At 47.1% G+C, this 25,153-nt stretch carries 25 protein-coding genes; 18 read left to right on the top strand and 7 right to left on the bottom strand.

Going from position 1 to position 25,153, the window contains the following annotated elements; translation table 11 throughout:
• Nucleotides 1-48: 48 nt before the first annotated feature.
• From JGK20_RS10490 to JGK20_RS10475, 4 genes are all read left to right on the top strand, one after another.
• Nucleotides 49-1,200 carry an NAD-dependent epimerase/dehydratase family protein gene (locus JGK20_RS10490; RefSeq protein WP_293183103.1) on the top strand — a complete coding sequence of 384 codons (1,152 nt, stop codon included), beginning with the start codon at nucleotides 49-51 and terminating at the stop codon, nucleotides 1,198-1,200.
• A gap of 132 nt (nucleotides 1,201-1,332) precedes the next feature.
• A complete protein-coding gene (locus JGK20_RS10485) occupies nucleotides 1,333-1,473 on the top strand; it encodes a hypothetical protein (protein WP_293224101.1) in 141 nt (46 codons plus the stop codon).
• Between the two features lie 62 nt (nucleotides 1,474-1,535).
• Nucleotides 1,536-1,820: a hypothetical protein gene (locus JGK20_RS10480; protein ID WP_293183101.1), complete on the top strand. Its 285-nt coding sequence runs from the start codon at nucleotides 1,536-1,538 to the stop codon at nucleotides 1,818-1,820.
• A 6-nt stretch (nucleotides 1,821-1,826) separates the two neighbouring features.
• Complete coding sequence (locus JGK20_RS10475; protein WP_293197011.1) at nucleotides 1,827-2,465, top strand: DUF4291 domain-containing protein; 639 nt, start codon at nucleotides 1,827-1,829, stop codon at nucleotides 2,463-2,465.
• Between the two features lie 107 nt (nucleotides 2,466-2,572).
• Here the strand turns inward: JGK20_RS10475 and JGK20_RS10470 are convergent, their stop codons facing one another.
• A complete protein-coding gene (locus tag JGK20_RS10470) occupies nucleotides 2,573-2,836 on the bottom strand; it encodes a hypothetical protein (protein WP_293197010.1) in 264 nt (87 codons plus the stop codon).
• Between JGK20_RS10470 and JGK20_RS10465 the strand changes: the two genes are divergently transcribed.
• The 8 genes from JGK20_RS10465 (at nucleotide 2,817) to JGK20_RS10430 (ending at nucleotide 12,357) form a co-directional block, all read left to right on the top strand.
• A complete protein-coding gene (locus JGK20_RS10465) occupies nucleotides 2,817-3,950 on the top strand; it encodes a glycosyltransferase (RefSeq protein WP_293197009.1) in 1,134 nt (377 codons plus the stop codon). The two genes, JGK20_RS10470 and JGK20_RS10465, sit on opposite strands and share 20 nt — an antisense overlap.
• 18 nt (nucleotides 3,951-3,968) lie before the next feature.
• A complete protein-coding gene (locus tag JGK20_RS10460) occupies nucleotides 3,969-4,112 on the top strand; it encodes a hypothetical protein (RefSeq protein WP_293230330.1) in 144 nt (47 codons plus the stop codon).
• Nucleotides 4,113-4,532: 420 nt separating this feature from the next.
• Nucleotides 4,533-7,187, top strand: coding sequence for a GAF domain-containing protein (locus tag JGK20_RS10455; RefSeq protein ID WP_293183091.1), 2,655 nt, complete (start codon nucleotides 4,533-4,535; stop codon nucleotides 7,185-7,187).
• Between the two features lie 150 nt (nucleotides 7,188-7,337).
• Nucleotides 7,338-8,480 carry a hybrid sensor histidine kinase/response regulator gene (locus tag JGK20_RS10450; RefSeq protein WP_293183089.1) on the top strand — a complete coding sequence of 381 codons (1,143 nt, stop codon included), beginning with the start codon at nucleotides 7,338-7,340 and terminating at the stop codon, nucleotides 8,478-8,480.
• Nucleotides 8,481-9,151: 671 nt separating this feature from the next.
• On the top strand, nucleotides 9,152-9,823 hold the full coding sequence (locus JGK20_RS10445; protein WP_293192150.1) for a transposase: 672 nt from the start codon (nucleotides 9,152-9,154) through the stop codon (nucleotides 9,821-9,823).
• A gap of 15 nt (nucleotides 9,824-9,838) precedes the next feature.
• Complete coding sequence (locus tag JGK20_RS10440; protein WP_293183085.1) at nucleotides 9,839-10,318, top strand: transposase; 480 nt, start codon at nucleotides 9,839-9,841, stop codon at nucleotides 10,316-10,318.
• A 6-nt stretch (nucleotides 10,319-10,324) separates the two neighbouring features.
• Complete coding sequence (locus tag JGK20_RS10435) at nucleotides 10,325-11,155, top strand: GUN4 domain-containing protein (RefSeq protein WP_293183083.1); 831 nt, start codon at nucleotides 10,325-10,327, stop codon at nucleotides 11,153-11,155.
• A gap of 611 nt (nucleotides 11,156-11,766) precedes the next feature.
• The gene (locus JGK20_RS10430) at nucleotides 11,767-12,357 is read left to right on the top strand and encodes a YdcF family protein (protein ID WP_293183081.1); all 591 of its coding nucleotides are present in this window, start codon (nucleotides 11,767-11,769) and stop codon (nucleotides 12,355-12,357) included.
• Nucleotides 12,358-12,585: 228 nt separating this feature from the next.
• On the opposite strand, the gene JGK20_RS10425 is transcribed toward JGK20_RS10430, so the two are convergent.
• The 6 genes from JGK20_RS10425 to plsX form a co-directional block, all read right to left on the bottom strand.
• The gene (locus JGK20_RS10425; protein ID WP_293183079.1) at nucleotides 12,586-13,224 is read right to left on the bottom strand and encodes a lysophospholipid acyltransferase family protein; all 639 of its coding nucleotides are present in this window, start codon (nucleotides 13,222-13,224) and stop codon (nucleotides 12,586-12,588) included.
• Between the two features lie 290 nt (nucleotides 13,225-13,514).
• Entirely contained in the window at nucleotides 13,515-14,462 is a 948-nt protein-coding gene (locus JGK20_RS10420; RefSeq protein WP_293230327.1) for a phosphate ABC transporter substrate-binding protein, read from the bottom strand.
• 9 nt (nucleotides 14,463-14,471) lie between these two features.
• Nucleotides 14,472-15,188: a PspA/IM30 family protein gene (locus JGK20_RS10415; RefSeq protein WP_293212393.1), complete on the bottom strand. Its 717-nt coding sequence runs from the start codon at nucleotides 15,186-15,188 to the stop codon at nucleotides 14,472-14,474.
• Nucleotides 15,189-15,518: 330 nt separating this feature from the next.
• Entirely contained in the window at nucleotides 15,519-16,400 is an 882-nt protein-coding gene (fabD, locus tag JGK20_RS10410; RefSeq protein WP_293192140.1) for an ACP S-malonyltransferase, read from the bottom strand.
• 520 nt (nucleotides 16,401-16,920) lie between these two features.
• On the bottom strand, nucleotides 16,921-17,922 hold the full coding sequence (locus JGK20_RS10405; protein WP_293157417.1) for a beta-ketoacyl-ACP synthase III: 1,002 nt from the start codon (nucleotides 17,920-17,922) through the stop codon (nucleotides 16,921-16,923).
• 349 nt (nucleotides 17,923-18,271) lie between these two features.
• Entirely contained in the window at nucleotides 18,272-19,324 is a 1,053-nt protein-coding gene (gene plsX / locus JGK20_RS10400) for a phosphate acyltransferase PlsX (RefSeq protein WP_293183071.1), read from the bottom strand.
• A 474-nt stretch (nucleotides 19,325-19,798) separates the two neighbouring features.
• On the opposite strand from plsX, the gene JGK20_RS10395 reads away from it, so the two are divergent.
• The 6 genes from JGK20_RS10395 to JGK20_RS10370 all read left to right on the top strand — a co-directional run.
• Entirely contained in the window at nucleotides 19,799-21,136 is a 1,338-nt protein-coding gene (locus tag JGK20_RS10395; protein WP_293183069.1) for a D-alanyl-D-alanine carboxypeptidase, read from the top strand.
• A gap of 170 nt (nucleotides 21,137-21,306) precedes the next feature.
• Nucleotides 21,307-21,591 carry a 30S ribosomal protein S16 gene (gene rpsP, locus JGK20_RS10390; RefSeq protein ID WP_293157400.1) on the top strand — a complete coding sequence of 95 codons (285 nt, stop codon included), beginning with the start codon at nucleotides 21,307-21,309 and terminating at the stop codon, nucleotides 21,589-21,591.
• Entirely contained in the window at nucleotides 21,563-22,048 is a 486-nt protein-coding gene (locus JGK20_RS10385) for a KH domain-containing protein (protein ID WP_293183067.1), read from the top strand. Before rpsP ends, JGK20_RS10385 begins: the two co-directional genes overlap by 29 nt.
• 772 nt (nucleotides 22,049-22,820) lie before the next feature.
• The gene (locus JGK20_RS10380) at nucleotides 22,821-23,774 is read left to right on the top strand and encodes a PhoH family protein (RefSeq protein WP_293183065.1); all 954 of its coding nucleotides are present in this window, start codon (nucleotides 22,821-22,823) and stop codon (nucleotides 23,772-23,774) included.
• Nucleotides 23,775-23,972: 198 nt separating this feature from the next.
• Nucleotides 23,973-24,377 carry a ChuX/HutX family heme-like substrate-binding protein gene (locus tag JGK20_RS10375; RefSeq protein WP_293183125.1) on the top strand — a complete coding sequence of 135 codons (405 nt, stop codon included), beginning with the start codon at nucleotides 23,973-23,975 and terminating at the stop codon, nucleotides 24,375-24,377.
• A 180-nt stretch (nucleotides 24,378-24,557) separates the two neighbouring features.
• On the top strand, nucleotides 24,558-25,153 hold a 596-nt coding region (locus tag JGK20_RS10370; protein WP_293230323.1), incomplete at its 3' end, for a DUF6816 family protein.

The following is a 25,153-nucleotide window of genomic DNA, read 5'->3' as shown; positions in this document are numbered from 1 at the left end:
ACCTGGTACATTAACCCAGTATTGGCAAGCAAGATTCACCGTTGATTTATGAAAGTCCTGGTTATTGGTGGCGATGGCTATTGCGGTTGGGCAACCGCACTCTACCTTTCTAACAAAGGTCACGAAGTTGGCATCCTCGACAGCTTCGTGCGGCGGCATTGGGATCTGGAACTGTGCAGCGACACCCTCACTCCCATTGCACCGATTCAGCAACGACTCCAGCGATGGCAAGATTTAACGGGTAAGTCGATCGACTTGTTCGTCGGTGACATCACCAACTACGATTTTCTCAGCAAAAGTATGAGAAAATTTGCACCAGAGGCGATCGTCCATTTCGGCGAACAGCGATCGGCGCCCTTCTCGATGATCGATCGCGAACACGCAGTCCTCACCCAAGTCAATAACGTCGTCGGGACACTGAACCTGCTGTACGCCATCCGCGAAGATTTCCCCGACTGTCACCTAGTGAAATTGGGGACAATGGGCGAATACGGCACGCCGAATATTGACATTGAAGAAGGCTACATTACGATCGAACACAACGGCCGCAAAGATACACTACCCTATCCCAAACAGCCTGGCAGTTTTTATCACTTAAGTAAAGTCCACGATTCCCACAATATCCATTTTGCCTGCAAAATCTGGGGTTTAAGAGCCACCGACTTAAATCAGGGAGTCGTCTACGGCGTACTCACCGAAGAAACTGGCATGGACGAACTGTTAATTAACCGTTTGGACTACGACGGAGTATTCGGAACAGCCTTGAACAGATTTTGCATCCAAGCTGCGATCGGGCATCCTTTGACAGTTTATGGAACTGGCGGACAAACCCGCACCTTCTTAGACATTCGGGATACCGTGCGATGCGTCGAATTGGCGATCGCCAACCCCGCCGCCGCCGGAGAATTCCGCGTCTTCAACCAATTCACCGAACAATTTAGCGTCGGCGACTTAGCCTCATTGGTGCAAAAAGCAGGCATGGCAATGGGATTAAAAGTAGAAATCAACAACCTCGAAAATCCCAGAGTCGAGAAAGAAGAACATTATTTCAATGCCAAAAACACCAGTTTGTTAGGCCTCGGCTTGCAGCCGCACTACCTCTCAGATTCCCTGCTCGATTCTCTGCTGAATTTTGCTACAAAATATCAGCACCGCGTCGATAAAAACCAAATTTTGCCGAAGGTTTCTTGGCGACGGTAAATTCGGGTACAAGCTGCGGGAGAGAGTTTTGGCATTACATAATTCTGGCATGAATCTTGTGGGGTGGGCTTCTAGCCCGCCCCAAAAATAATGATTTTCAGCTTTGATAAAATTCCAAATCATCCCGCAAATATGCAACGCTATTTTTTTAACGAACCGCGAAGGCGCGAAGGGCGCGAAGTAAGAGATGAGAAGGGAAGAGAAGAACTGCTAGCTTGGTTGGGAATAAATATGGCAACCGCGCCCGATGGTTATGACGTTCTTAATTGCTGAAACATCAGGCTCGATTCCTTCTTCCTTCTTCCTTATATACCGTGAAAAGTCGAATTCTCATCTTGTTGCTTTTAGTTGTTCTGCCGGGATTTTCTGCCAGTGCAGTTTGTGCTTATTATTTAATACCGGAATGGGCTGCACTAACGGCGAGTTATCAAAATTACCGCCTCAAAAGCGAATCGCCTTCGGCTACGGAAAAGGAAATCTTAATTGCCAAAACTGCACAGGAAATTCACCGAATTAACTGCTTTGCTGAAGGTGTGGGATTGCTTTTAGGTGGGATAATTTTATCAATTGGCATTCAGGGAATTTGTATCTTGCCGGAACAACCTCTCGATCGCAAATAACTTCAGATGAAGCTGCTGACAGAATCTTACTTAAACCAAAAAATGCGGTGGCCGAATACAGGTCGCCACATTTTAGCACAATTTGACGATGATACTGTTGTTGTCTATCAAGCTTACCGTCCGGCGATCGGTCACTTTGCAGCGGAACGCGGTTATTTCGGCGGCGAGTTCAGTCTTAACCGCATGAGTTGGATTAAGCCAAACTTTCTCTGGATGATGTATCGTTCGGAATGGGGTACAAAACCCGGACAAGAAGTAATTTTGGCGGTTTCGTTAAAGCGATCGGCTTTTGACGAAATTTTAGCATCTGTCGTCCATTCCAATTTCGTTTCAGTAGTGTACGGAAGCGAAAAAGAATGGAAACAAGCTGTTAAAAATTCATCCGTGCGGCTGCAATGGGATCCAGACCACCATCCCAGTGGCGCGAAACTGGAACGGCGGGCAATTCAACTCGGCTTGCGTGGCAGTTATCTTGCCAGTTATGCCCAAGAATGGATTGTTAACATTGAGGATATTTCAGAATTTGTGCAGCAACAGCATCAATATAATACGGGCGATCTTGCCCAATTACTTACTCCTCGCGAGGCAGTGTATCCTGTTACTAACCCCGACATTTGCCAAAGACTGGGAGTATCGATTTCCTAAACAATATATCAAAGAATATAGCCTTTCTCAAAAAGATGAGGTATGTCTGGTAATGGGGAATTGGTAATTGGTAATTGGTAATTGGCAATTGGTAATCGATAGTTTCTCTAAGCTTTCTGAGGTTTCTGGGAGTAAAGACGCTCGCCCGCAGTGTGTGTTCTCTCTACTGAGAGTAGCAGAATTTGGCATACCTCATCTTTATGAAAACCTGTATAACTACAGCTTTCTTCCTTCTTCCCTCTTCCTTCTTCCTTCTTCCCTCTTCCTTCTTCCTTCTTCCCTCTTCCTTCTTCCTTCTTCCCTCTTCCTTCTTCCTTCTTCCCTCTTCCTTCTTCCTTCTTCCTTCGTTTTATGAAAATTGCTCTGTTCACTGAAACATTTTGGCCAAAAATAGACGGCATTGTGACGCGCCTGATTCACACTGTAGATCACTTGCAGCGATCGGGCGAACAAGTTCTGATATTTTCTCCAGATTACGGAATTACAGAATACAAAGGTGCCCGAGTTTACGGTGTTGAGGGTTTGCCTTTACCGATGTACCCGGAACTGAAAATGGCACTGCCCAGTCCGGCGATCGGTCAACAATTACAGAAGTTTCAACCGGATCTTATTCATGTTGTCAATCCCGCTATTTTGGGATTGGGCGGGATCTATTACGGCAAAAAGTTCAATATTCCGATTTTGGCTTCTTACCACACGCATTTACCCAAATACTTGCACCATTACGGTTTTGGAATGCTCGAACCATTGCTGTGGGAATTGCTCAAAGGGGCGCACAATCAAGCTGAATTAAATCTGTGCACTTCTACAGCAATGGTGGATGAGTTGAGAACTCATGGCATTGAGCGAGTAGACTTGTGGCAGCGCGGTGTAGATACGGAAATGTTTGTCCCCGAATTGGCAAGTCGAGAAATGCGATCGCGCCTTTCTGAAAATAACCCAGATAGCCCCTTACTCCTCTACGTCGGCCGCCTCGGTGCCGAAAAAGAAATCGAATCCATCAAACCAGTCCTCGCCGCCATTCCCGGCGCCCGCCTCGCCCTAGTGGGAGACGGCCCGCACCGCCAAACCCTCGAACAATATTTTGCCGGCACCCCCACAAATTTTGTTGGCTACCTCAAGGGGCAAGAATTGGCTTCTGCTTACGCATCTGCTGATGCCTTCATTTTTCCCTCCCGTACCGAAACCCTGGGCTTAGTGCTCCTCGAAGCTATGGCTGCGGGGACTCCCGTAGTGGCGGCTCGCAGTGGCGGAATTCCCGATATTGTCACAGACGGTGTTAACGGCTATTTATTTGACCCCGCCGATGAAGCCGGAGCTCTGACTGCTACCCAGCGCCTGTTTGCGAATCCCGAAGAACGAGAAACCCTCCGCCAAAACGCTCGCTCTGAAGCCGAACGCTGGGGTTGGGCTGCGGCGACTAACCAACTACGAGGCTACTATCGATCGGTGGTATTTTCCCAGTCCATGGCCTCTGCTGCTTAAATTTGACAAGATGTCGCGATGTTAAACATCACCGACAGCTTAGCTTCCATCCCGAGGCAGTTTCTAGCGAGGAGGAATGTCCTCAAAGATCGATCGAACTTTTTTGCGGCTTTGATTGCGGTAGCTATCCTGCTGTTGCGTTTACCATTAAACTATGAATAGCTTTGGAATGCTTCGCGGGCGGCAAAACTGGGGCGCGGCGGCAGCCGACCGGATACGGTCGCCGAGTGCGCTAAAACAGTCACACCGCCCAGCAGCCGAGCACAGAGGGTAAAATATACATCGCCCGCGATCGATCGAACAAAAGCCTAGAAGCTCGTTTTCAGGCTGCCAGCGTTCCGAAGTCAAGTTCAGCTCATGCCTGGCGAACTCTCATCAGTATCGATGTTGTAACAAAAAAAAGATCGAGCATCTCTAACAAGCAAACTGAAGTTTCATCCGCCAAAGAATGAACCCATTATTCATCAAACCGACAATCGAATGCTGAGTTGAAAAGCAAACAACTTAAACAGTTTGCACCGCAGAATCTAGCACCGCGATCGACGGGCCGGTCAATCTACCCCTCTGAGCAAGCAGTTAATCATGACATTCTCCAATGCTGGTAGCGTTCTGGCTACACTGACTCAAGTCAATTTTATGGGGGCATTGACCTCTCGTGTTAAGAGCTTGCCAGTTACTGAATTAGTGTGCCTGCTGGACTTTGTAACGGCTGAATTTCAGCAATTTATCCGGGCAATGGACCTGATTAACAATGAAGCACTCGAAACTCTCTTAGAGCAACTGTTAGATGCCTTCACTGTCAAAATTGGTCAAATTTTGCAAGCAGACCGGACAACAATTTTTTTGGTAGATGCCAACAAAAATCAACTGTGGCACAAAACAGTGGATGGGCTCACGGGCGAAGATATAGAAATTCGCTTGCCGATGGATGCAGGCATTTTAGGCTACGTAGCAACTACTGGAAAATCGCTCAATGTCTTGCATGGTAGAGAACACGAGCATTTTAATGCCGAAGTAGACGAACCGCCGAACTACCGGGTTGAGACTATCCTCTGTATGCCGATTTTTAGCAGTAAGAGCCAGCACGAACCCGTAGCGGTGGTGAGACTGTTAAACAAAGCTGGCAATGCCCCCTTTACCGAGGAAGACGAACAGCAGTTCCAGGCTTTTGCAGATTCGATCGGGATTATTCTCGAAAGCTGTCAGTCTTTCTACGTCGTAGCCCGCAACCAGCGAGGGGTTGCCGCACTTTTGAGAGCTACCACGACTTTGGGTCAAAGCCTTGACTTGGAAACAACTTTGCGATCTGTAATGGATCAAGCTCGGGACTTGATGCAAGCCGATCGCAGCACGCTATTTTTATTAAATCCCGAAACCAACGAACTTTGGACAAAACTCGCCAAGGCCGACGGCAAAACGATGATGGAAGTCCGCATTCCTGCTAACAAAGGAATTGCAGGCTACGTGGCTTCGACCGGTCAAACTCTAAATATTACAGATGCTTACGACGATCCCCGCTTTGACCCATCTACAGACCAGCAAACGGGATATCGCACTCGCACTGTCTTGTGTATGCCGGTTCATAACGCCAAAGGTGAGCTGATTGGGGTGACTCAACTAATTAATAAGACTCAAGGCACTTTCACAACTTCCGACGAAGAGTTTTTGCGAGCATTTAATTCCCAAGCCGGAATGGCGCTGCAAAATTCTCAACTGTTTCAGAACGTGATGGTGGAAAAGCAGTATCAAAAAGATATGCTGCAAAGTCTTTCAGATGCAGTCATTTCCACCGATTTGCAGGGGCGAATTGTCACAATTAACGAAGCCGCGCTGGAATTGTTGGGCTGTCCGGTAAATCAAGATAAAAGCAAACACAATCTCGTGATTTGGGAAGATAAACTGATCGATCGCTATGTTTGGGAAGTTGTGCCGATCGATAATTTGCAATTTCGACTCGAAGACAGTCTCCTGAATGCTGCCAGACATTACGTTCCCGAACAAAGTTTAACTGTGGGACTGTTGGTGGAAACAACACTGGGTAGCGCAGCAGCAGATACAGAAGCAGAAAGTTACATTTTGGCCGTGCCCGATCGCAATGACCCCACCTTATATTACGCTTGGGGCGAAAACAGCGCCTGGACTGAGGAAGTAGCGCAGGCAGAATTAGCTAATTCCCAATCTCTATTTTCGCTGCGGAATGCTGACCTCTATCACCCTTATTGTCCCCTACCCATCTCCGGCTCTCGAATTAAAGTAATTGAACGCAGTTTGAATTTAACTGTCAACCCGCTGATCAATCCAGAAGGTGGCGCGCGCGGCGGTTTAGTGGTACTCGAAGACATCAGCCGCGAAAAGCGGATGAAAACCACAATGTCTCGCTACATGACTCCCGGAGTCGTAGATAAAATCATGGCCTTGGGCGAAGGCTCCCTGATGGTGGGCGAACGCAAAGAAGTTACTATTTTATTTTCCGACATTCGCGGCTACACCACTCTGACCGAAAATTTGGGAGCCTCGGAAGTTGTGGCCCTATTGAACCAGTATTTTGAGACGATGGTGGAGGCCGTTTTCCACTACGAAGGCACTTTAGACAAGTTTATCGGCGATGCTTTAATGGCGGTGTTCGGTGCGCCCCTGCCGCTCAATCCCCCGGAAAGTCACGGTTGGATGGCGGTGCAGTCGGCTTTAGATATGCGCCGGCGCTTGAAAGAGTTTAATGATTCTCGCCCAGGCGCCGATCCGTTTCGCTTCGGAATTGGGATTAGTTCTGGAGAGGTGGTTTCGGGAAATATTGGTTCGGAAAAGCGGATGGATTACACCGTAATCGGGGATGCGGTGAATTTGAGTTCCCGCTTGGAACAGCTTACAAAGGAGTACGGCTGCGATATAATTTTGAGCGAATTTACCTACAATTTGTGCCGCGAACGGATTTGGGTGCGAGAGTTGGACAAGGTGCGGGTTAAGGGCAAAAATCAGCCGGTCGGCATTTACGAGTTGCTGCAAATTAATTCCGATCCCCTCGATGGGGAAACCGAAAGGTTTTTGGAACTTTACAACAACGGCCGCCATGCTTATATTGCTAGAAATTTTCAGCAAGCTATTAATTATTTTGAGGCGGCTTTAGCTATGCGACCGAGCGATCGACCTGTGGAAGTTCAGATCGAGCGATCCCTCAGCTATTTGGAAATACCCCCGCCCGACGAATGGGACGGCGTGCATACTATGACAAAAAAGTAGCATATTTTATCATATCCGAGAGCCTAAATGTAAAAAAATTGGATAAAGTTTTGAGATCTTCCTTATGACAGAGTTAAGAAGTGGAAAAATGTGAAAACATGAATCGGATGCCACATTAAAGTTAGTATTTATTTTCATACCGACAATTAAATGAACTATTTATCTGTTCCGAATGCCACAAAAGCCGATCGCATTCTGGTTGTAGATGACGCACCAGATAATGTTTTGTTGGTGCAGACAATCCTGGAAGAAGAAGGTTACGAAATTAGCACGGCCGAGAACGGCTTTTCGGCCTTAAGCCAAATTGACAAGTCAACCCCCGATTTGGTATTGCTAGACGTAATGATGCCGGGAATGGACGGTTACGAAGTCACCCAGCGAATGCGACAAAATAAGGAATTGCCCTTTATCCCGATTTTGCTGATCACAGCTCACGACAGCGCCAGTGTAGTCCAGGGACTCGACATGGGCGCAGACGATTTTATCCGCAAACCCGTGGAAATGGACGAACTGCTGGCGAGGGTGCGATCGCTCTTGCGGCTCAAACACAGCGTAGACGAACGAAATTCGATCGCCCTCCAGCGCGAAGATTTTGTCTCCCGACTCGCTCACGACTTGCGGACGCCCCTCGTAGCAGCCGATCGAATGCTAACTTTAATGCAGCAGGGAGCTTTGGGAGAAATCTCGCTCCCCATGTGCGACGCTTTCGGGACAATGGTTCGCAGTAACAAAAACCTGATCGCGATGGTAAATATGCTGCTAGAAGTCTACCGCTACGAAGCAGGGCGCAAATCCCTCAGTTTCGCTCCGGTTGACTTGCGCCAGCTTATTACCGAAGTAGCCGAAGAACTCGCTCCCCTAGCCGATGCTAAAAATTTGTCGGTGAATTTAGACTTGAGTGAAAGTGCAGAAAGTGCTCCGATTGCCAAGTATCCGGGCGATCGTCTAGAGTTGCACCGCTTGCTGACTAATTTAATCGGAAATGCGATAAAATTCACCGACAGCGGCTCTATAGATATCCGCTTAAAAGCTGCCAATTCACCTGTTTATACGAGCTTCAAAAACCAACCGCTGGCATGGGTAATTATGGAAATCCAAGACACCGGCGCCGGAATTTCTCCCGCCGAACAAGCGAAGTTATTTGAAAGGTTTGGCTCGGGAACTCACAAGAAATCCAGCACAGGTTTGGGACTGCACCTCTGCCGCCAAATAGTCGAAGCTCACCGCGGCACGATCGTGGTCAAATCGGAGTTGGGTAAAGGCAGCTTGTTTACTATTCGCTTGCCTTGTTAGAGCGATTTAATTAACTGTAGATGACTTATTTCATAAATGTTTGATGGCTAGAGCAACCGCAGATTTAAGGCAGATAAACACAGATAAACGCAGATAAATTAAAGATAATTTGCGAAGAAATGCAGGAAGTAAAAGTAGGGTGCATCCGCTCAAGATATTTCCTGGGACAATTGATAATCTCAAAACTGATGCACACCCTGAATAGATGGTGCGTCAGAATGAGATTTTCGGCGATCGTTAAAAATGACTAAACTGACGAACCCTATCGCTGACTTTGGCTCGGACTCGCATTCCGCACTACAAACCAGTCAATCACCAGTCAGAAAAATAGGTTCGTAGTCAGGACTTTAGTCCTTCTTTGGCTCGGACTCGCATTCCGCACTACAAACCAGTTCGAGACTGAATGATATCACTCGTGCGATGTCTGGGCCAGCAATACAATCAGAAAATTATTAGGCAGATGTCATATAATTACTTGGCAACTGAATTTACTTCAACTAAAACAACAGGAGTCCCGCACCAAACACGGTACGAACTTGAGTGACGGGAGGAATGCGCGTGAGGCTTGCATAGCTGAACAAATTATTGATAAACGCAGACAGACTTTCTTCAATACATGATAGAATCATGTCATGAAACAAGTCCTGACAGTATCTTGCAAACTCCAAGTAATGCCTGAGCAGTCCATCAAAATTGATGCAACACTTCAGGCGTTCGCGAATGCTTGCGAATATGTGAATCAAACTGTATCGCCAACTCTGACAAACGAATTGGCGATGCAATCCTTGATATATCACGATGTCAGAGATATGTTTGGACTTTCGGCGCAGTTGGCAATCCATGCTATCAGACGGGTTTCTGGTAACAGAAAAACAGCCAAAAAAGATGGGAAGTCGGTCAATAAATTTACTCCTACTAGCGTCACTTACGATGCTCGTATCTTTTCTTTCAGGGAAAAAGATTGGACGGTAAGTTTGACTACTACTGGTGGTAGGGAACGGTTTGTACTGGCTATCGGAAACTACCAACTTGGATTGTTGAAAGGTCAAAACCCAAAGACTGCTACTTTGTGCAAACGCAATGATGGTAGTTACTATCTTAATATTCAGCTTGAATCTATGCCCGTCGAACCTCCACCAAGCGATCGAGTTTTGGGCTGTGATTTGGGTAGGACTGACATTGCAGTTACTTCCGATGGAGATACATTTAGCGGTAAACAAATTACCCAAGTTAGAAATCATTATGCCAAGTTGAGAGCAAACCTCCAACAAAAAGCCACGAAAGGCACGCGCAGTTCTCGGCGTAGATGTCGAGAATTGTTGAAACGGTTGTCGGGCTCTTGAAAGCGCTTTCAGACATTGGTAAATCACACTATCAGTCACCGTATCGTAACTAAGGCTCAAAACAAAAATCAAGCGATCGCTTTGGAAGATTTGACGGGAATTAGGGAGCGCACAAATCAGCAGCCACGCTCGAAAAAAGAGCGGAGACTTAGCAATAGCTGGGCATTTTTTCAGTTGCGCCAATTCCTAATATACAAAGCCATAAAGCATAGCGTCAAGATTTTGTTTGTCGAGCCTAGATACACTAGCCAAATGTGCCACAAGTGCAACCATATTCATCCTGTAAAGGGTGAGTCTTATAGGAATGGCAAAAAGTTTGCTTGTGGTCATTGTGGATGGAAAGGTGATGCCGACTTAAACGGCAGTAAGAATATTGCTGTTATTGGGGCTTCCGTAAATAAGCCTGAAGGTTCGAGATTATTTTGCAATTTGCAAGATCATTTCAGGGCTATTGAAAGTCCACACTGTACCTGTACTCATGTCAGTGCTGGGTAATTTACTATGTCTGACTGTCCAGTGTGCGGTGCTGAGTACCTAGAAAAAAAAGCAGAGTTTTGCTCGATTTGTGGCTGGAATTTGACTCCCTACCCGCAGCGTGCTAAACCTTCCAAAATTTATTTAAAACAAGAACAAGTTAGATTGCAGTGGGCAAAACAAATGTGGGAATCGGCCCGCAATCAACAAAATTGGTCAGCCAGATTTGACGAGTTGCAAGAGGAATTACAGCAAGGTGCGATCGCCCGCGCGTACCTGCAATCTCAGTTAGAATGGGTTCTGTACCGCCTCGAACAACTCAATCCCGAATCCATTACCAGCACTTTACTGCGACTGGAAGAGAAAATCGGCGCCTTACCTGACCAAACTCCGGCTATCTCTGAAGTGGGGATGGATTACCGACAACTGACAAAGCTGTTAGAAACTGGAAAATGGCGCAAAGCAGACGAACATACTTGGGAAATTTTGCTGCAAATCTCTGTCAGGGAAGATGAAGGCTGGCTGAGTGCAGCGGATATTGACAGCTTTCCTCCTACAGACCTTCGCACGATCGACAAACTTTGGCAACAACACAGCAGCGGGCGGTTTGGATTCACCGTACAACAACAGATTTGGGAAAGTACCGCCGGAAATTATACCCAATTGTGCGATCGACTCGGCTGGCGAGTCAAGGAAAATTGGAAATATTACAGCGAGCTCTCATTCAGCGAAAATGCTCCCCCCGGACACCTCCCCGTTACCGCCTGGAGACATCGCGCTTGTTACGGTGCTGGTAAACTCACCGCAGCAGAAAACTTTGCCCGCATTGTCGGGAGAGTTGCTACGGGCGATCGCTAATCATCCAAAATAAAAAATTCAAAATCGCCATTACCTGCTATAATCAAAACGGTTCAGCAACTGGGGCTGTGGCTCAGATGGATAGAGCAAGCGCCTCCTGAAGAATCGGGCACCCTGCGAGGAAACTCTGGGAGTGAATGTGGTCAAACTCAAGGAAGCCTAAGTCTGACAACAGATACGGTAATCTTGAGCCAAGCTTTATCTAAATTTTGTTTAGGTAAGGAAGGTGCAGAGACTGGCTTTAGGAAGTAAACACCATAAAACCTCCTAAACATACGGCCACCACCTAAAGGCCGCAAGCCTACGGTGAAGGAATAGTCCGGAGAGTGGGGAAACTCACACAAATCTGAAGCGCTAGGTCGCCGGTTCGAACCCGGCCAGTCCCGTTAAAAATCAAGAACAATTAAAAGCAGAAGGGTAAACCCTAAGTTTTATCCTTCTGCTTTGCATATGCGTTAACCTGTATATTCAATCCAAAATCTAAAATCTAAAATCTAAAATCCTCTGACCATTGTTTAAATTTTAATTTTTAATTCCTGTTAGTGGGTTGTACGTGCGGTATTTTTTGTTATGGTTCCTGTGTCAGCTAAATAAAGTTTTTATAGGTTTAGATGTGGTTGAGAATAAATTTAAACAGGCGGCGTTACCCGCGTTTGAGGAATTCACCCAATTTTTGGTTCCTACTAGGGCTTTTGATGGCGTTTTGGTTTGGCTATCAGCAGCTTAAGAGCGAATTTCAGAGACCCCAAGCTTTGTTGGTTCTAGGTGGGGCTACGGAGCGAGAGGTGTTTGCCGCCAAATTTGCTCGATCGCACCCTCAATTGCCGATTTGGGTGTCTTCTGGGAGCAATCCTGAGTTCGCCGAATGGGTGTTTTCAGAAGCGGGAATTAAGTCCGATCGCCTGCACTTAGACTACAGAGCAGTGGATACGGTAACAAATTTTACCACCCTGGTAGATGAATTGAAAGCTCAAGGGATTGAGAGCGTGTATCTGATCACTTCTGACGATCATATGCGGCGAGCTCAGATTATTGGCGAAATCGTGCTCGGCAGTCGAGGGATTAGTTTTAAGCCTGTAGCAGTTCCGTCTGGGCGAACCCCCGAACCCGTGCAAAAAGCTCTCCGCGACGGCGCTAGAGCCATTATGTGGCTGACTACGGGTTATACAGGCGCTAACTTCAGCCAAGCCAGAATTGAATAGACAAAGAAAGGACGGCGGTTGAAACCGCTTTTGACCTCTTACTCGTAGGCGAAGCCAGCGCGAAGCGCTTATGTGGCGAAGCGCCCGTCATCAGAGTAAGAGGTCAAACTACAAAAACGAATTCCGCCGGACGCCGAATGAAGAAAATAACGTAACTTTAACCGCCCGTTCTTCAACCCGCTTGGAGTGGGTTTTGTTTGTCTGGCGTGCGAATTCTATTCGCCCGGTTCAGCGACCCAAATCGTGCATCGCATTAATCTCAGTTGCACATCTTTGAGTCAGCGCTTCCAATTCCGCGCGATCCGACGAAGCGGGCGCCTCAATTAGCTTGCCAATTCGCACCGTCAGCGGCACCGGACGCGGCACTATTGAACCTTTGGATGCGATCGCATGAGTTCCCCACAAACTAACGGGTAATAGCGGTGCTTTTGCCTTAGCAGCTATCAGCGCAGCCCCCAATTTCGGATCAGTAATTCTACCGTCTGGCGTCCGAGTTCCCTGCAAAAATACACCCGTAGCCCATCCATTTTCTAAAGACTGGATAGCCGATCGAATTGCACTGCGATCGGCACTTTCCCGCTTGACTGGATAGGCACCATAAAGCGTAATTGCCTGCTTCAAAATAGGAACTTTAAATAACTCTTCCTTTGCCATAAATGCCACTGGCCGCCTCATGGAACTAGATAAAATCGGCGGATCGAAATCGCTGGCGTGATTGCTGACTACCACAAATGGGCCTTCTGCTGGCACATTTTCTGCACCGTAGATGCGCCCCCGAAAGTAAAGGTGCAGCATCGGGCTGACAATTGACCACTTGAATAAATAGTAAAGAAGTAAACTTTCGACTGGTTCGCGACTTTTGCTCACGGAAAAACCTTGAATTTAAAATTATACCGAATATTACTCTATCAGTTCAGCTCTGGAAAATTAACTAGGACTTGCAAAAAAACGCAGGACGTAATGATGCGCGGGTGCATCGCGATCGCATAACTTGAAATAGAGACGATAATTCCCGCAGGGACACACCCGCGAGTTGATGGCTAACTAATACCCTTTTCCCAAAATGATGCAACTGTAGGGAAGCTTCAAACGCCGATCGAGTAAATCACCCCCAATCCAAAATCCAAAATCCAAAATCGAAAATGCTATAAGTCCTGTTAATTTCCGGCCAGCATCGCTTTTTTTCCTTCCTCGGAAGTTGCGTAACCCAAGAAATCCTTAACCACTTGACTGGGGGGATTTTTGTAAGCGTAGTACAACTGGCGCTGATAGCGATAATTGGGGGCTTCCGGCGTCGTAGCGTCTACGGGGACAACTCGCACCGTTTTCTGATTGACAACTTGAGCGAAAGTGGCATAGCCGATGCCGTTGTTGCCTAAAGCTTGCAGCAGCGGAGTTGTCGCATCTCGATCGAGCGTAGCAAAATTTCGCCCAGTACCAAAACTACCGCCTCCGAGCACTTGTTCTTTAAAAGTTTGGTGAGTTCCGCTAATTTCGGGCCTGTTAATTACCTTAATCGGGCCTGCTGAACCGCCGACTTTTGACCAGTCTTGAGCATTTCCCTTGAAAATGTCTTGAACTTGAGCAGCAGTTAAGCCTCCCTGAAACGGGTTGTTAGTGCCGACTACGATCGCAATTCTATCTAAAGCAACGGGCACTGCTGCCAAACCCCTAGCTTGGTCTTCTGGCTTTAAAGCGGTCGATATCGCGGCAATATCGGCTGTTCCCGCCACCAAATCCTGAATTCCTTTTGCAGAACCATTTGCTTTGGCATCGACTGTAGTGCTGGGAAACTTGGCTTGAAAGCCATTCTTAAGGTTGAGATTGATTGTCACCATGCTGGTAGAACCGTCAATTCTCACCGCCGTGCCCGCAGGTACGGCAACTGGTAGTGCAAAGGAACTAGCAGCAACAGGCGATGCTAAGCCGGCGACAGGCGCGACGGGAGGCAGATTGGCTCCACTACTGCCTGCGGGAGCGGGAGTGGGTGTATTATTAGCATCCTGTGCCGCTGGTTTGTTCAGAAAAAAGAACCAACCACCACCGGCAAGCAGCAGAAATAACAAAATAAAAACTATGGGCGGAGGCCCGCTACTCTTGGCCATAAATCCTCCTTAGTTGTTGGGAAGTTGTTTATCGTCGGAATCGTCTAACATTTGCAGCCTGCGACTGACTTCATCATCTTCGGTCATGTTTTCTAATTCTGCCTGAAGTCTTTCTTGGGGGTTCTCAGATATTTCTGCTAAAGCTTGCTGTTCGAGGTTATGCTTTTCGACGGCATTTTTGGCTTGTTCAAATTGCGATCGAGCTGAATCAATATTAAGATCGTTGTTGACTTTGGATATGGCGCCGAGAGCTTCGTTAATCTCGACCATATCTTTCATGTTTTGCATATCGGTTTTGTAGGCTTCCAGCTTCGTGCGCTCTCGATTCAGCTTGTCTTTGGAAGCGTTCACAAACTGTTCGGCTTGTTTTACTGCATCTTCGTACTGCGGCAGGATTTTTTCTATCTGAATTACCTTAGATATGGCTAAGCGGGCTGCTTCTTCGTTGCCGTTGCGGTTGGCTGTCTTGGCTTGGCGCTCTAAAGTTTGCATCTCTCTAACTTTTTCTTCATATTTTGTTTTGGTGCGCTGGTAGGCTGCAACTTGTTTAGAAACTGCTTCTGCGAGCTTTTGGACGGATTCTTGCATCGATCGCAGCGACTCTTCGGCTACGGCGACTGAAATTTTACCACCGGATTCTACGGGAAGTCCCCACAGCCAGTTCCACCCGCCTACTATGGTTCTGCCGGCTTTTTCGCCCATCAGCCAGTAAATAGCTTTTTTCATATAAGTACCGGATTAGCTTGATTTTTATTCCTAGTTTAAATCAGAATTTGCCGATCGACCTCAAGGGCGATCGATATATAGATTATTTTTAATCGCGATTTTTAGCTGTTTGGATTGTCGAGCGCCAATTTGCACAACAGGTCATAGTAAAATTTTCCTGTTGTGCTATTTATTTTTCGGCAATTTTCTGATCGATTAAAATCAGACTATTCATTACTCCAATCCTCTTCCTTCTAGGTAGAGGTCGCTCTTAAACTGTCAACTGTCAACTGTCAACTGTCAACTGTCAACTGTTGAAAGCCTGCTGCTGAATCATCGGTTAACAATAGATTAAGCGGGCAAATCTGCAAAACTGCTGACATTTACCAGCGCTAAATTGGGACAAGTCCGTTTGATCAAACCTGTGAGAACTTTACCTGGGCCAATTTCCACTACGCGATCGATTCCTTGTTGTGGCAATTGCAGAGAAATTTCTCGCCAGCGCACGCCTTTAGTCATTTGATAATTCAACCGCTGTTTTAGAGTAGCTGCGCTAGTAGTCGCTGTCGGTTCTGAGTTCGAGAGTACCAGCATTTTAGCATCGGAAAATCTTGCCGACTTTAACGCTAGTTGAAACTCTGCCGCCACCCCGGCCATCAGGGGAGAGTGAAACGCGCCGGAAACATTCAATTTAACCGCGCGTTTGACTTTTATTTTGGCTAGCAAATCTTCTACTGCTGTCGGCGTGCCAGAAATCACTACTTGTGCTTCGCTGTTATCGTTGGCGAGCACCACATCTCGGCTGTATTGAATTTGCAGTTCTAATTCCTGCCTGTCGAAGCCGATCAACGCCACCATTTGCCCGCCGGAGGCAGTCTCCATCAGTTCGGCGCGGCGTTTGACTAAGCGCAATCCCGTTTCAAAGTCAAAGACGCCTGCTGCGTACAGGGCAACATATTCTCCTAAACTGTGACCGGCAACTACTGCGGGTCGATCGCTCTTTTCTCGCATTAAGTCTGCCAAAATGCTTTCTACTACGAACAAGCAAGGCTGAGTGTAGAGAGTCCGAGATAGTTTTGCTTCTTCTTTTTGGCAAACTTCAGGGACAGACCAGCCTAAAATTTCTTTAGCCAGCTCAAATTTAGCTTTGGCTGCTGGCAAGTTTAATAAGTCTGCACCCATCCCGATCGCCTGGGAACCTTGTCCGGGAAATACCCATGCTGTTTTAGTCATTTTTCCGGTAATCTGCTAATTGGTGGTTGCTAAGAAAGTGATTGCAAAAATTCTTTGTTTCCCGCTTCTGAGTTCGCTGACTGGTATCCGCTATCTTTCGGTTCACGAACTATCTACTCGCGACTCACAACTATAACATAATAACTGCGCTTTTTTCGAGGTTTATATTTTTTTTGCTACTTTAATTCAGGTCGATCGCCGTAGTAAAATTTTCAACCTTCGACGGGGGGAAAGTCCATCGAAAAATAGAGGATTTTCAATTGCAGCACACTCTTGTCCAGAATTCCTGTCGAAGGATGCACGGCTTGGTGCAGGCTTTACCCTATGCTATGACCTGTGTATGGCGTGTTAAAAGATTTTTCTTTTTTAATGGTCGCACGCCCGATGTCAGCAGGGCAAGTTTAGAGCAAAATATTGTACCAGTTCCCTAAAATCATGAAACTGCTAGCCTGCGCTTCCAACCCATAGTTCATCAGTGATTCCCCAATCTAAAATCTAAAATCTAAAATCTAAAATCGTATTACCTTCCCCATTGAAAAATCGCCGCCCCCCAGCTCAAACCTGCACCGAAACCAGCCGCAGCAATAGTCTCACCAGATTTAACTTTACCCAGACGCACCGATTCGTCTAAAGCAAGGGGAATTGAAGCTGCTGAGGTATTGCCGTAATTTGCTAAATTGCTGATTACTTTTTCCGGGGGAATCTTGAGCCTTTGGGCAACTGCATCGAGAATCCGTTGATTGGCTTGGTGCAACAGCAGCCAGTCAATTTTTTCGGCGCTGATATTTGCCCGAAACATCGCTTTTTCTATGACTTCCGGCACTTTTTTGACGGCAAACCGATAGATTTCTTGACCGTTCATGGCGATCGGCTCAAATCCACCTTGTCCGATATTCACGCCCTCAATTAATGATTTTGACTCGGCTTTGTAGGCTAAATTGAGAGACGAATTTTGCGTGCCGTCGCTGCGAATTTCAAATCCCAAAAATCGATCGACCTCTGAAGCCTGCAATACCACCGCACCTGCACCGTCTCCAAATAAAATGCAAGTACCTCGATCCGACCAATTCACCCAGCGAGATAAAATATCTGCTCCGATCAGCAAAACATTTTGATAAACGCCTGTCCGAATGAACTGCGAGGCTGTAACTAAACCAAACACAAATCCCGAACAAGCTGCTGTCAAATCGAAAGCCACAGCTTTTGTAGCGCCCAACTGATATTGAATTTTGCCCGCAGTGCCGAACAAATCGTCAGGGCTTGATGTGGCCAAAATAATCAAATCGATATCTGTCGGCGAAATTTCTGCCATGGCGATCGCCCTGCGGGATGCCTCCGATGCCAAATCGCACAAAGAAGTGCGATCGTCCGCCAGCCTGCGCGATCGAATGCCCGTTCGCGCCGCAATCCACTCGTCAGACGTTTCTACAATCTGACTCAAACCATTATTATCTAGCGAAACCTGCGGTGTACAAGACCCGCTACCCGTGACGGCAATGCCGAACCCTGATTGCTGCAACATTCCTCTCCATTTACTCGCTGTTCGGTCGAGAAATTAAAAATTAAAAACTTCAAATTTAAACTATTTTTTAAACTGCTGAAATTACTTTTTTCAAGCAAAACAGTTGGTTTAATCTGACATTTTTAATTTGACTTTTTTAATTTTTAATTTCTACTTACTAGAAAGAATTGGTTTAAAGCCCCAAGCCCGGGAGAAATTAAAAGAAGACTACTCATTACTCCAATCCTCTTCCTTCCAGGTCGAGGTTGCACTCAACTGTCAACTGTCAACTGCCAACTGTCAACTGTCAACTGCCAACTGTCAACTGTTAACTGTCAACTGCCAACTGTCAACTGTCAACTGTCAACTGTCAACTGTTCAAAGCTTCTTGTTCCACAGCGCTTTCGCGATTGGACGATTTAATTCGCTCCAGCACTTGGTTGTCAATAGCCCCTTTTGCCAAACGAATGGCATTAAAAATCGAGGCAGCTTGAGACGAACCGTGGCTGATAATGCAAACTCCAGCAACGCCCAACAGCAAACCGCCACCATGTTCAACGTGGTCTACTCGCTGCTTGAATCCTTGCAAGCTTTTTTGCAGCATAGGATCGTTAATTTGATGTTGGAGCCCTTTGACCAGCTCTTCCTTGAGCACCTGGACTACGACTTCGCCCACCGCTTCGGCAAACTTCAACAACACGTTGCCGACAAACCCGTCGCAGACAATCACGTCAAAGTTCCCCGACAGCACGTCGCGGCCTTCGGCATTGCCCACAAAAGGAATGTTCGGATTGTCCGCCAATAACTGATGGGTGCGTACCGCAGCGTCGTTGCCTTTAGAAGGTTCTTCGCCAATGTTTAGCAGGCCGATTTTTGGTTCGGCGACGCCGAGCACGCACTGGCTGTAAATAGTTCCCATCAGAGCAAACTGCTCCAAAAATTTTGGGCGGCAGTCCACATTAGCGCCGACATCGAGAATGAGTACAGAGGTACCCGGTACCATTGTCGGCAAAACCGCACCGATCGCGGGGCGATCGATTCCAGGTAGCCGCCCCAACCTCAGTAGGGCAGCCGCCATTGCCGCACCGGAGTGACCGGCGGACACCACAGCATCAGCCTGCTGCTGCTTCACCAAGTTCATGGCTACGTTAATCGAAGCTTTGGGCTTGCGTTTGAGGGCACTTAGAGGTTCTTCGTGCATTTCCACCGTTCCTTCTGAAGGAACGATTTCTAGCTGACCTGTAGAGACGCGGCCGATCGCGTCTTGAAGACGTAGCGAGTCTTCTATTTGCTGCGGGTCGCCCACCAGCAAAATCTCTACGCCTAACTCTTCTTGTGCCTTAAGCGCTCCAGCTACAACTTCGGCGGGGGCGTGATCCCCACCCATAGCGTCTATTGCAATTCTTGCGCGTGTCGATCCCATTGACCAATGTTTGAGAAACACTAAAAATTCTACCAGGAAGTCAGCCGATTTTCGATTTTCGATTTTCGATTTTCGATTGAGTTACAGCCTGAAATCTGGCAGCAGAAACTAGGGTCGAAAATTTTGGGAGCATCCACGAATGGCGTCGGGGCGTTGTACCCGTTTCTTGCGGATCTGGAGTCTGAATCCAGAAGTGCGAATAAATCACTAAAATCTGCTCGCGCTCGATCGGACAATTGTCATTTGCGACTACTCTGATAGAGTTTGTGCCTACTTTACTATTTTTGACTGCAAATTGAAAAACTCAATAGAATAATTTACCTGACCCCGCCCAAAAACGGATAAAAGTTTCCGACACTCGTCGTGACTCGGGCCCAAAATTTTAGACCCGAGTTCAAGCCCCCAGATTGATTCTGTGGAGTAAATCTAAAATCTAAAATCTAAAATCGACTGACTGAACTATAGGTGTAAAAAATGCTGGATTTATTATTTAGCTCGGGAATCATGTCTCTGTGGCTCGACATGGCTGGGGTACACAGTGTCGCGCCCAACGCTGTGTCGCTACTGGCTTGGCGGGGAGGGATACCCGGGTTAGTGGTGGCCGAAGAGCTGGCTTTTGGAGGAGTAGATGCAGCAAATCGAGACTTGCCGACATCCGTCGCGGTGGAGGAATATTTAAAAGATTTGAAGGCAAAACATCTGATAGACGGCAATCAGGGAGTTTGGGTACAAGCCGGAATGGTGCCACTGGTAAGTCAGCAGGGAAAGGTACTGATGCCAGGGGCTTCGCTGACTAAGATTGCCACTTCTCTGGCTTCGCTGGAAACTTGGGGCACCGAGCATCAGTTTGAAACACGGTTCCGGGGAACCGGGCCGATTAGGAATGGGGTGTTGCAAGGAGATTTGGTTGTCAGTGGTGGTGGCGATCCGTTGTTTGTGTGGGAAGAGGCGATCGCCGTGGGTAATGCTCTCAATCAAATGGGTATCGATCGCGTGGCCGGCAACTTAGTGGTGACAGGCAATTTCCGCATGAATTACCAGTCCGATCCTTTGGCTGCGGGGGAGGGTCTGCGGCAGGCTCTCAATGGGCGCAGTTGGCCTTCTGACGTGCTGGCAATATATTCTAAGATGGCTCGGGGAACGAGAAAGCCGCAAGTAACGATCGCCGGCACGGTGATTGCTGAAAAATTTGTGAGCTCGGGACATTTGCTGCTGAAGCGCCGATCGCTCCCTTTACCCGAAATTCTCAAGCAGATGAACGTCCACAGCGACAATGACATTGCCCAAATACTGGCAGACAATTTGGGCGGACACAAAATAGTCCAGCAGCAAGCGACTTGGGCGGCGGGGGTGCCGGCGGCGGAACTTCAATTAATTAACGGTTCGGGATTGGGAGTGGAAAATCGGATGTCTCCGAGGGCGGCTTGTGGGATGATGCAGGCGATCGCGCGCAACCTTCAGACTACGGGGCTGACTATTGCTGACTTGTTTCCGGTGTCCGGGCGCGATAAAGGAACTTTGGAACACCGACACATTCCGCCGTCGGCTGTGGTGAAAACCGGTACCTTAGATACGGTGATTGCTTTGGCTGGAGCCATACCCACGCGCGATCGGGGTTTAGTTTGGTTTGCAATTATTAATCGCGGCACCGATTGGGACTCTTTGAGAGCGCAGCAAGATATATTTCTGCAAAAATTGGTGCAGCAGTGGGGCACTGCACCGGCCCTGCCACTAGCAATTACACCGCACATTGACGGCGCTAGACCAGCTTTGGGGGCAGCAAATCGCAGCGATATTTTGCTGGGAGGTTAACGTCAGTTGACAGTTGACAGTTGACAGTTGACAGTTGTCAGTTGGCAGATTAATGCTTTTAGGCTCGATGCCCGATGCCCGATGCCCGATGCCCTCTTTGCCCCACAGCATAATGTGAGATTTCGCGCGTGGAGTATGTCACAATTGATCGAGGACTATTCTGCAAGAAGATGATCAAACTGCGATTGAAGAGATACGGGAAAAAACGCGAGACCAGCTACCGGATTGTAGCTATGAACAGCTCTACCCGCCGCGACGGCCGTCCCCTAGAAGAACTCGGCTTCTACAACCCCAGAAATAATGAAACCAGGCTGGATGTTCCAGCGATTGTCAAGCGCCTGCAAGAAGGCGCTCAGCCAACTGACACCGTGCGTGACATCCTGAGAAAAGCGAATGTATTTGAACAAGTCGGAGCCGGAGCCAACGTTGAATCCAGCACAGCAGCAGTCAGCTAGTCCCAACTATTCTGGACTGGTTAAGTTTTTAATTGGGCCTTTTTTAGAGTCGCCCGCGTCTTTGCGAGTTGATTGCGAACTGCACCCGCGCCAATCCCGGGTCTGGGTTCGGCTCGCTTTTGAAGATCCCGATAAAGGGCGGGTTTACGGTAGGGGCGGACGCAATATTCAGGCAATAAGAACTACCCTCGAAGCGGTGGCGCAAACGGCGGGCCAGTCGCTGTACTTAGATATATACGATGGTGAAGCGGGCGATCGCAACTCCGGGCCACCTAGGGGCGATCGCGATCGTTCGGATCGCGATCGTCCGGATCGCGCTAGGCGCGATGGGGGAGACTTCCGACCCCGGAGTGGGCCTCCGTCGCCGACTCCCTTACCTAGCAGAACCCCGAGAGAACAACCTCGCCGTACTAACACACCTACGTTTAGAACGAGCAGAAATACTCCCGGTTATTAACTGTTCTGCTGAATGAGAGACAATTTTAGATTTTAGATTGCCTGTTGTAGACTTTGTGTTACAAACCCCGTTGGATTTGAGATTGCCAGTTTTGCGATCAAACAAAAATGTAAAATTTTAAATCTAAAATCTCAGCGGGATCGGGTAAATCTAAAATCTAAAATCTAAAGTTGTCTGACTTCATCAAAGCAACACGGGATGCGGGAAACTCAGACACAAAGCGTGCTCAGAGGGAAGCGACCCGAGGGACTTCAGTCAAGAGTGTTCTTGAAAATGTGATATAATTTGAGTTGGGAGTAAGAACAAAAAACATCTACGTGTTGAAGCATCCTAGTATCGGAGAAATCCCGGCTCCTATGAAACAACGGTTAGGTTTAAGTCCTGATGTCAGTATGACAGGAAAGAGCAAATAATGGCAGGTTGTGGAGCGTACCGCGTCTTGGCAAGTGTGATGGATTCTGAAAGCATTGAAACAATAAAAGTAAACGCGATTACAACATTGGCAATGTCGGTAGTTGTTTTGAGTGTTTAGGCGGCGTTTGACGGTCGCAGCGAGAGTTTACTCGCGATCGCAGAATCGAGCGTGTCTTTAGACCTGAGAGTGTCAAAGAAGGGAGATTTGATTTGTGCCTCAAGCACCAAATTTATTTGCGATTTAAACAGAAAAGACGCCTGAGATACTAGGTAAAATCTAGTACCGGGCGTCTTTTTGTTCGTAAAACAAAGCTGATTGTTAACTTTTAATTACTTACTTGGAGGAGCTCATGCTGGCATGACTGAAAAACTAACAATAGAGTTACCGAGCAATCAAAGCGCCATGTCGCTGGCCGGAAATCAAGAAGAAAACTTGAAAATTATCTCTAAGCAAACCGGCGCCAACCTGGTAATGCGAGGCCAAGAACTGCTGATTTCCGGCACAAAAACTCAAGTAGAATTGTGTCATAAATTAGTGCGATCGCTCTCCGACTATTGGAAATCCGGCAAAACCATCACCGGAGTAGAAATCCAAACAGCGCGCTACGCATTGGATACCAACCGCCAAGAAGATTTGCAAGACTTGCAACGAGACGTACTCGCCAAAACCCGCCGCGGCGAAGAAATAAGAGCCAAAACCTTCAAGCAGCGGCAGTACGTCCAAGCAGTACGCACCCACGACCTAACATTTTGCATCGGCCCCGCTGGTACTGGAAAAACATTTCTAGCAGCTATTTTGGCAGTGCAAGCACTGTTAAGCAAGCAGTACGAAAAGCTAATTTTAACCAGGCCCGCCGTAGAAGCAGGCGAAAAATTAGGATTTTTGCCTGGAGATTTGCAGCAAAAAGTCGATCCCTATTTGCGCCCGCTTTACGACGCCCTCCAAGAAATAATCGACCCCGAAAAAATGGCCGATTTAATGGAAAGAGGCTTGATCGAAGTAGCTCCTTTAGCTTATATGCGAGGGCGTACTCTCAGCAATGCTTTCGTCATTTTGGACGAAGCTCAAAATACAACACCTGCTCAGATGAAAATGGTGTTGACTCGTCTGGGCTTTCGATCGAAAATGGTAGTGACGGGCGATATCACTCAAACAGATTTGCCACCAAACCAACAGTCGGGACTGTCAGTTGCTCAAAAAATTCTGGGTAACGTTGAAGGCATTGCTTTCTGCGAATTCAATCAGTCAGATGTGGTGAGACACCCGCTAGTACAGCGGATTGTTGCAGCTTACGAATTGCACGAAAAATAGTCAGTTGACAGTTGACAGTTGACAGTTGTCAGTTGTTATCGGTTATTTGTTATTTGTTATTTGTTGGTTATAATAACTAATAACTAATGCCCAATTCCATAAAAATTGACAGTTGTTATCGGTTATTTGTTATTTGTTGTTTCTAACAACTAATAACTAATGCCCAATGCCCAATTCCCAATTACCTATTCCCAAATTATGCCTAATCTCAAAGAATTCTTAGAAGCTTGCGAAAAATTGGGGACGCTGCGTTTGATCGTGACTAGCAGCGCCGCTGTACTGGAAGTGCGCGGTTCAATTCACAAGCTGTTTTATGCAGAGTTGCCCAAGGGGAAATATGCAAATATGCACGCCGAAATATTTGAGTTTCACCTAAATATGGACAAAATTAAACAAGTGAAATTTGAGACCGGCGAGGCAAAAAGAGGCAACTTTACTACCTATGCAATTCGTTTTCTGGACGAGCAAAATGATGCTGCGTTGAGCGCGTTTTTGCAGTGGGGAAAACCTGGTGAATACGAACCTGGACAGGTGGAAAAATGGCACGAATTAAAAGAACAATACGGGGAGGTTTGGGAACCTGCACCTGTTGAGGCAATTTAAAACTAACAAACAATAAAAAAGGTTGGTAGTGAGGACTTCAGTCCGCAAAAAGAAGGACTTGCATTCCTCATTACCAACTTTTGGTAGTGAGGACTTCAGTCCGCAAAAAGAAGGACTGAAGTCCTCACTACGAACGAATTAGAGCAAAATATAAAGTTAGCTGTTTGAATGTAATTTGGTATGAAGGTAATTTGGGTTTTTTGTCTGGTTTTGGTTGTGTTGCTGTGGGGTGGCGGTGCGAGGGCGGGGGTTTTGGGCGATCGCATTTCCAGTTTTCCCAATTGGGATAGCAAGCCTCCCATCGCCGTAGCTAAGGGAGATTTAGTGTATCCAGACTGGATGGCCGGAAGTTGGAATGTTGCCAGCACTTTAATAGATTTAGCAGCGCCTTTAGCCCCAAATATTGTCACGCCTGGATTTGAAAAAAACCGCCAGTATTTGCAGCAGCCAGTATTGTTTAAAGTTCGATTTCAACCTGAAAAATTTATTGGTTTAATTTCTACTTATACATCTAAAAAAGCTCCTAAAATTGTAGCCGATCGCAATTTTAACGGTTTGAACATCGCCAAAGCCTATTTAGGCAACGGTGGCGTACTTTCCGTGAAAGTCGATCCAAACAATCCCAACCGCCAGATTACCATACTCAAAGGCGATCGCCAACTAATCTCGATTGTCACCAGTCGCGGCACTGAAACGCCGAATCCTCGGGAGTTTGTATCTACAGAAATTTCTCAGCAGGTGTTTCGGGGCGAGACTGATATTTATTTAAACGAAGT

The sequence above is a fragment of the Microcoleus sp. PH2017_05_CCC_O_A genome, assembly GCF_020738785.1.
GTDB lineage: Bacteria > Cyanobacteriota > Cyanobacteriia > Cyanobacteriales > Microcoleaceae > Microcoleus.
Note: the sequence above shows the minus strand (reverse complement) of the source record. Positions and strands in the feature narration are given on the sequence as shown.

Bases quoted from the DNA above. Each gene is read 5' to 3' on its own strand.
- plsX (WP_293183071.1), bottom strand. From the start codon at position 19,324: ATGGGATCGACACGCGCAAGAATTGCAATAGACGCTATGGGTGGGGAT.
- JGK20_RS10460 (WP_293230330.1), top strand. From the start codon at position 3,969: ATGTTAAACATCACCGACAGCTTAGCTTCCATCCCGAGGCAGTTTCTA.
- JGK20_RS10395 (WP_293183069.1), top strand. From the start codon at position 19,799: ATGCTGGATTTATTATTTAGCTCGGGAATCATGTCTCTGTGGCTCGAC.
- JGK20_RS10375 (WP_293183125.1), top strand. From the start codon at position 23,973: ATGCCTAATCTCAAAGAATTCTTAGAAGCTTGCGAAAAATTGGGGACG.
- JGK20_RS10435 (WP_293183083.1), top strand. From the start codon at position 10,325: ATGTCTGACTGTCCAGTGTGCGGTGCTGAGTACCTAGAAAAAAAAGCA.
- JGK20_RS10465 (WP_293197009.1), top strand. From the start codon at position 2,817: ATGAAAATTGCTCTGTTCACTGAAACATTTTGGCCAAAAATAGACGGC.
- JGK20_RS10380 (WP_293183065.1), top strand. From the start codon at position 22,821: ATGACTGAAAAACTAACAATAGAGTTACCGAGCAATCAAAGCGCCATG.
- JGK20_RS10445 (WP_293192150.1), top strand. From the start codon at position 9,152: ATGCCTGAGCAGTCCATCAAAATTGATGCAACACTTCAGGCGTTCGCG.
- JGK20_RS10415 (WP_293212393.1), bottom strand. From the start codon at position 15,188: ATGAAAAAAGCTATTTACTGGCTGATGGGCGAAAAAGCCGGCAGAACC.
- JGK20_RS10420 (WP_293230327.1), bottom strand. From the start codon at position 14,462: ATGGCCAAGAGTAGCGGGCCTCCGCCCATAGTTTTTATTTTGTTATTT.
- JGK20_RS10405 (WP_293157417.1), bottom strand. From the start codon at position 17,922: ATGTTGCAGCAATCAGGGTTCGGCATTGCCGTCACGGGTAGCGGGTCT.
- JGK20_RS10485 (WP_293224101.1), top strand. From the start codon at position 1,333: ATGCAACGCTATTTTTTTAACGAACCGCGAAGGCGCGAAGGGCGCGAA.
- fabD (WP_293192140.1), bottom strand. From the start codon at position 16,400: ATGACTAAAACAGCATGGGTATTTCCCGGACAAGGTTCCCAGGCGATC.
- JGK20_RS10490 (WP_293183103.1), top strand. From the start codon at position 49: ATGAAAGTCCTGGTTATTGGTGGCGATGGCTATTGCGGTTGGGCAACC.
- rpsP (WP_293157400.1), top strand. From the start codon at position 21,307: ATGATCAAACTGCGATTGAAGAGATACGGGAAAAAACGCGAGACCAGC.
- JGK20_RS10430 (WP_293183081.1), top strand. From the start codon at position 11,767: ATGTGGTTGAGAATAAATTTAAACAGGCGGCGTTACCCGCGTTTGAGG.
- JGK20_RS10450 (WP_293183089.1), top strand. From the start codon at position 7,338: ATGAACTATTTATCTGTTCCGAATGCCACAAAAGCCGATCGCATTCTG.
- JGK20_RS10475 (WP_293197011.1), top strand. From the start codon at position 1,827: ATGAAGCTGCTGACAGAATCTTACTTAAACCAAAAAATGCGGTGGCCG.
- JGK20_RS10455 (WP_293183091.1), top strand. From the start codon at position 4,533: ATGACATTCTCCAATGCTGGTAGCGTTCTGGCTACACTGACTCAAGTC.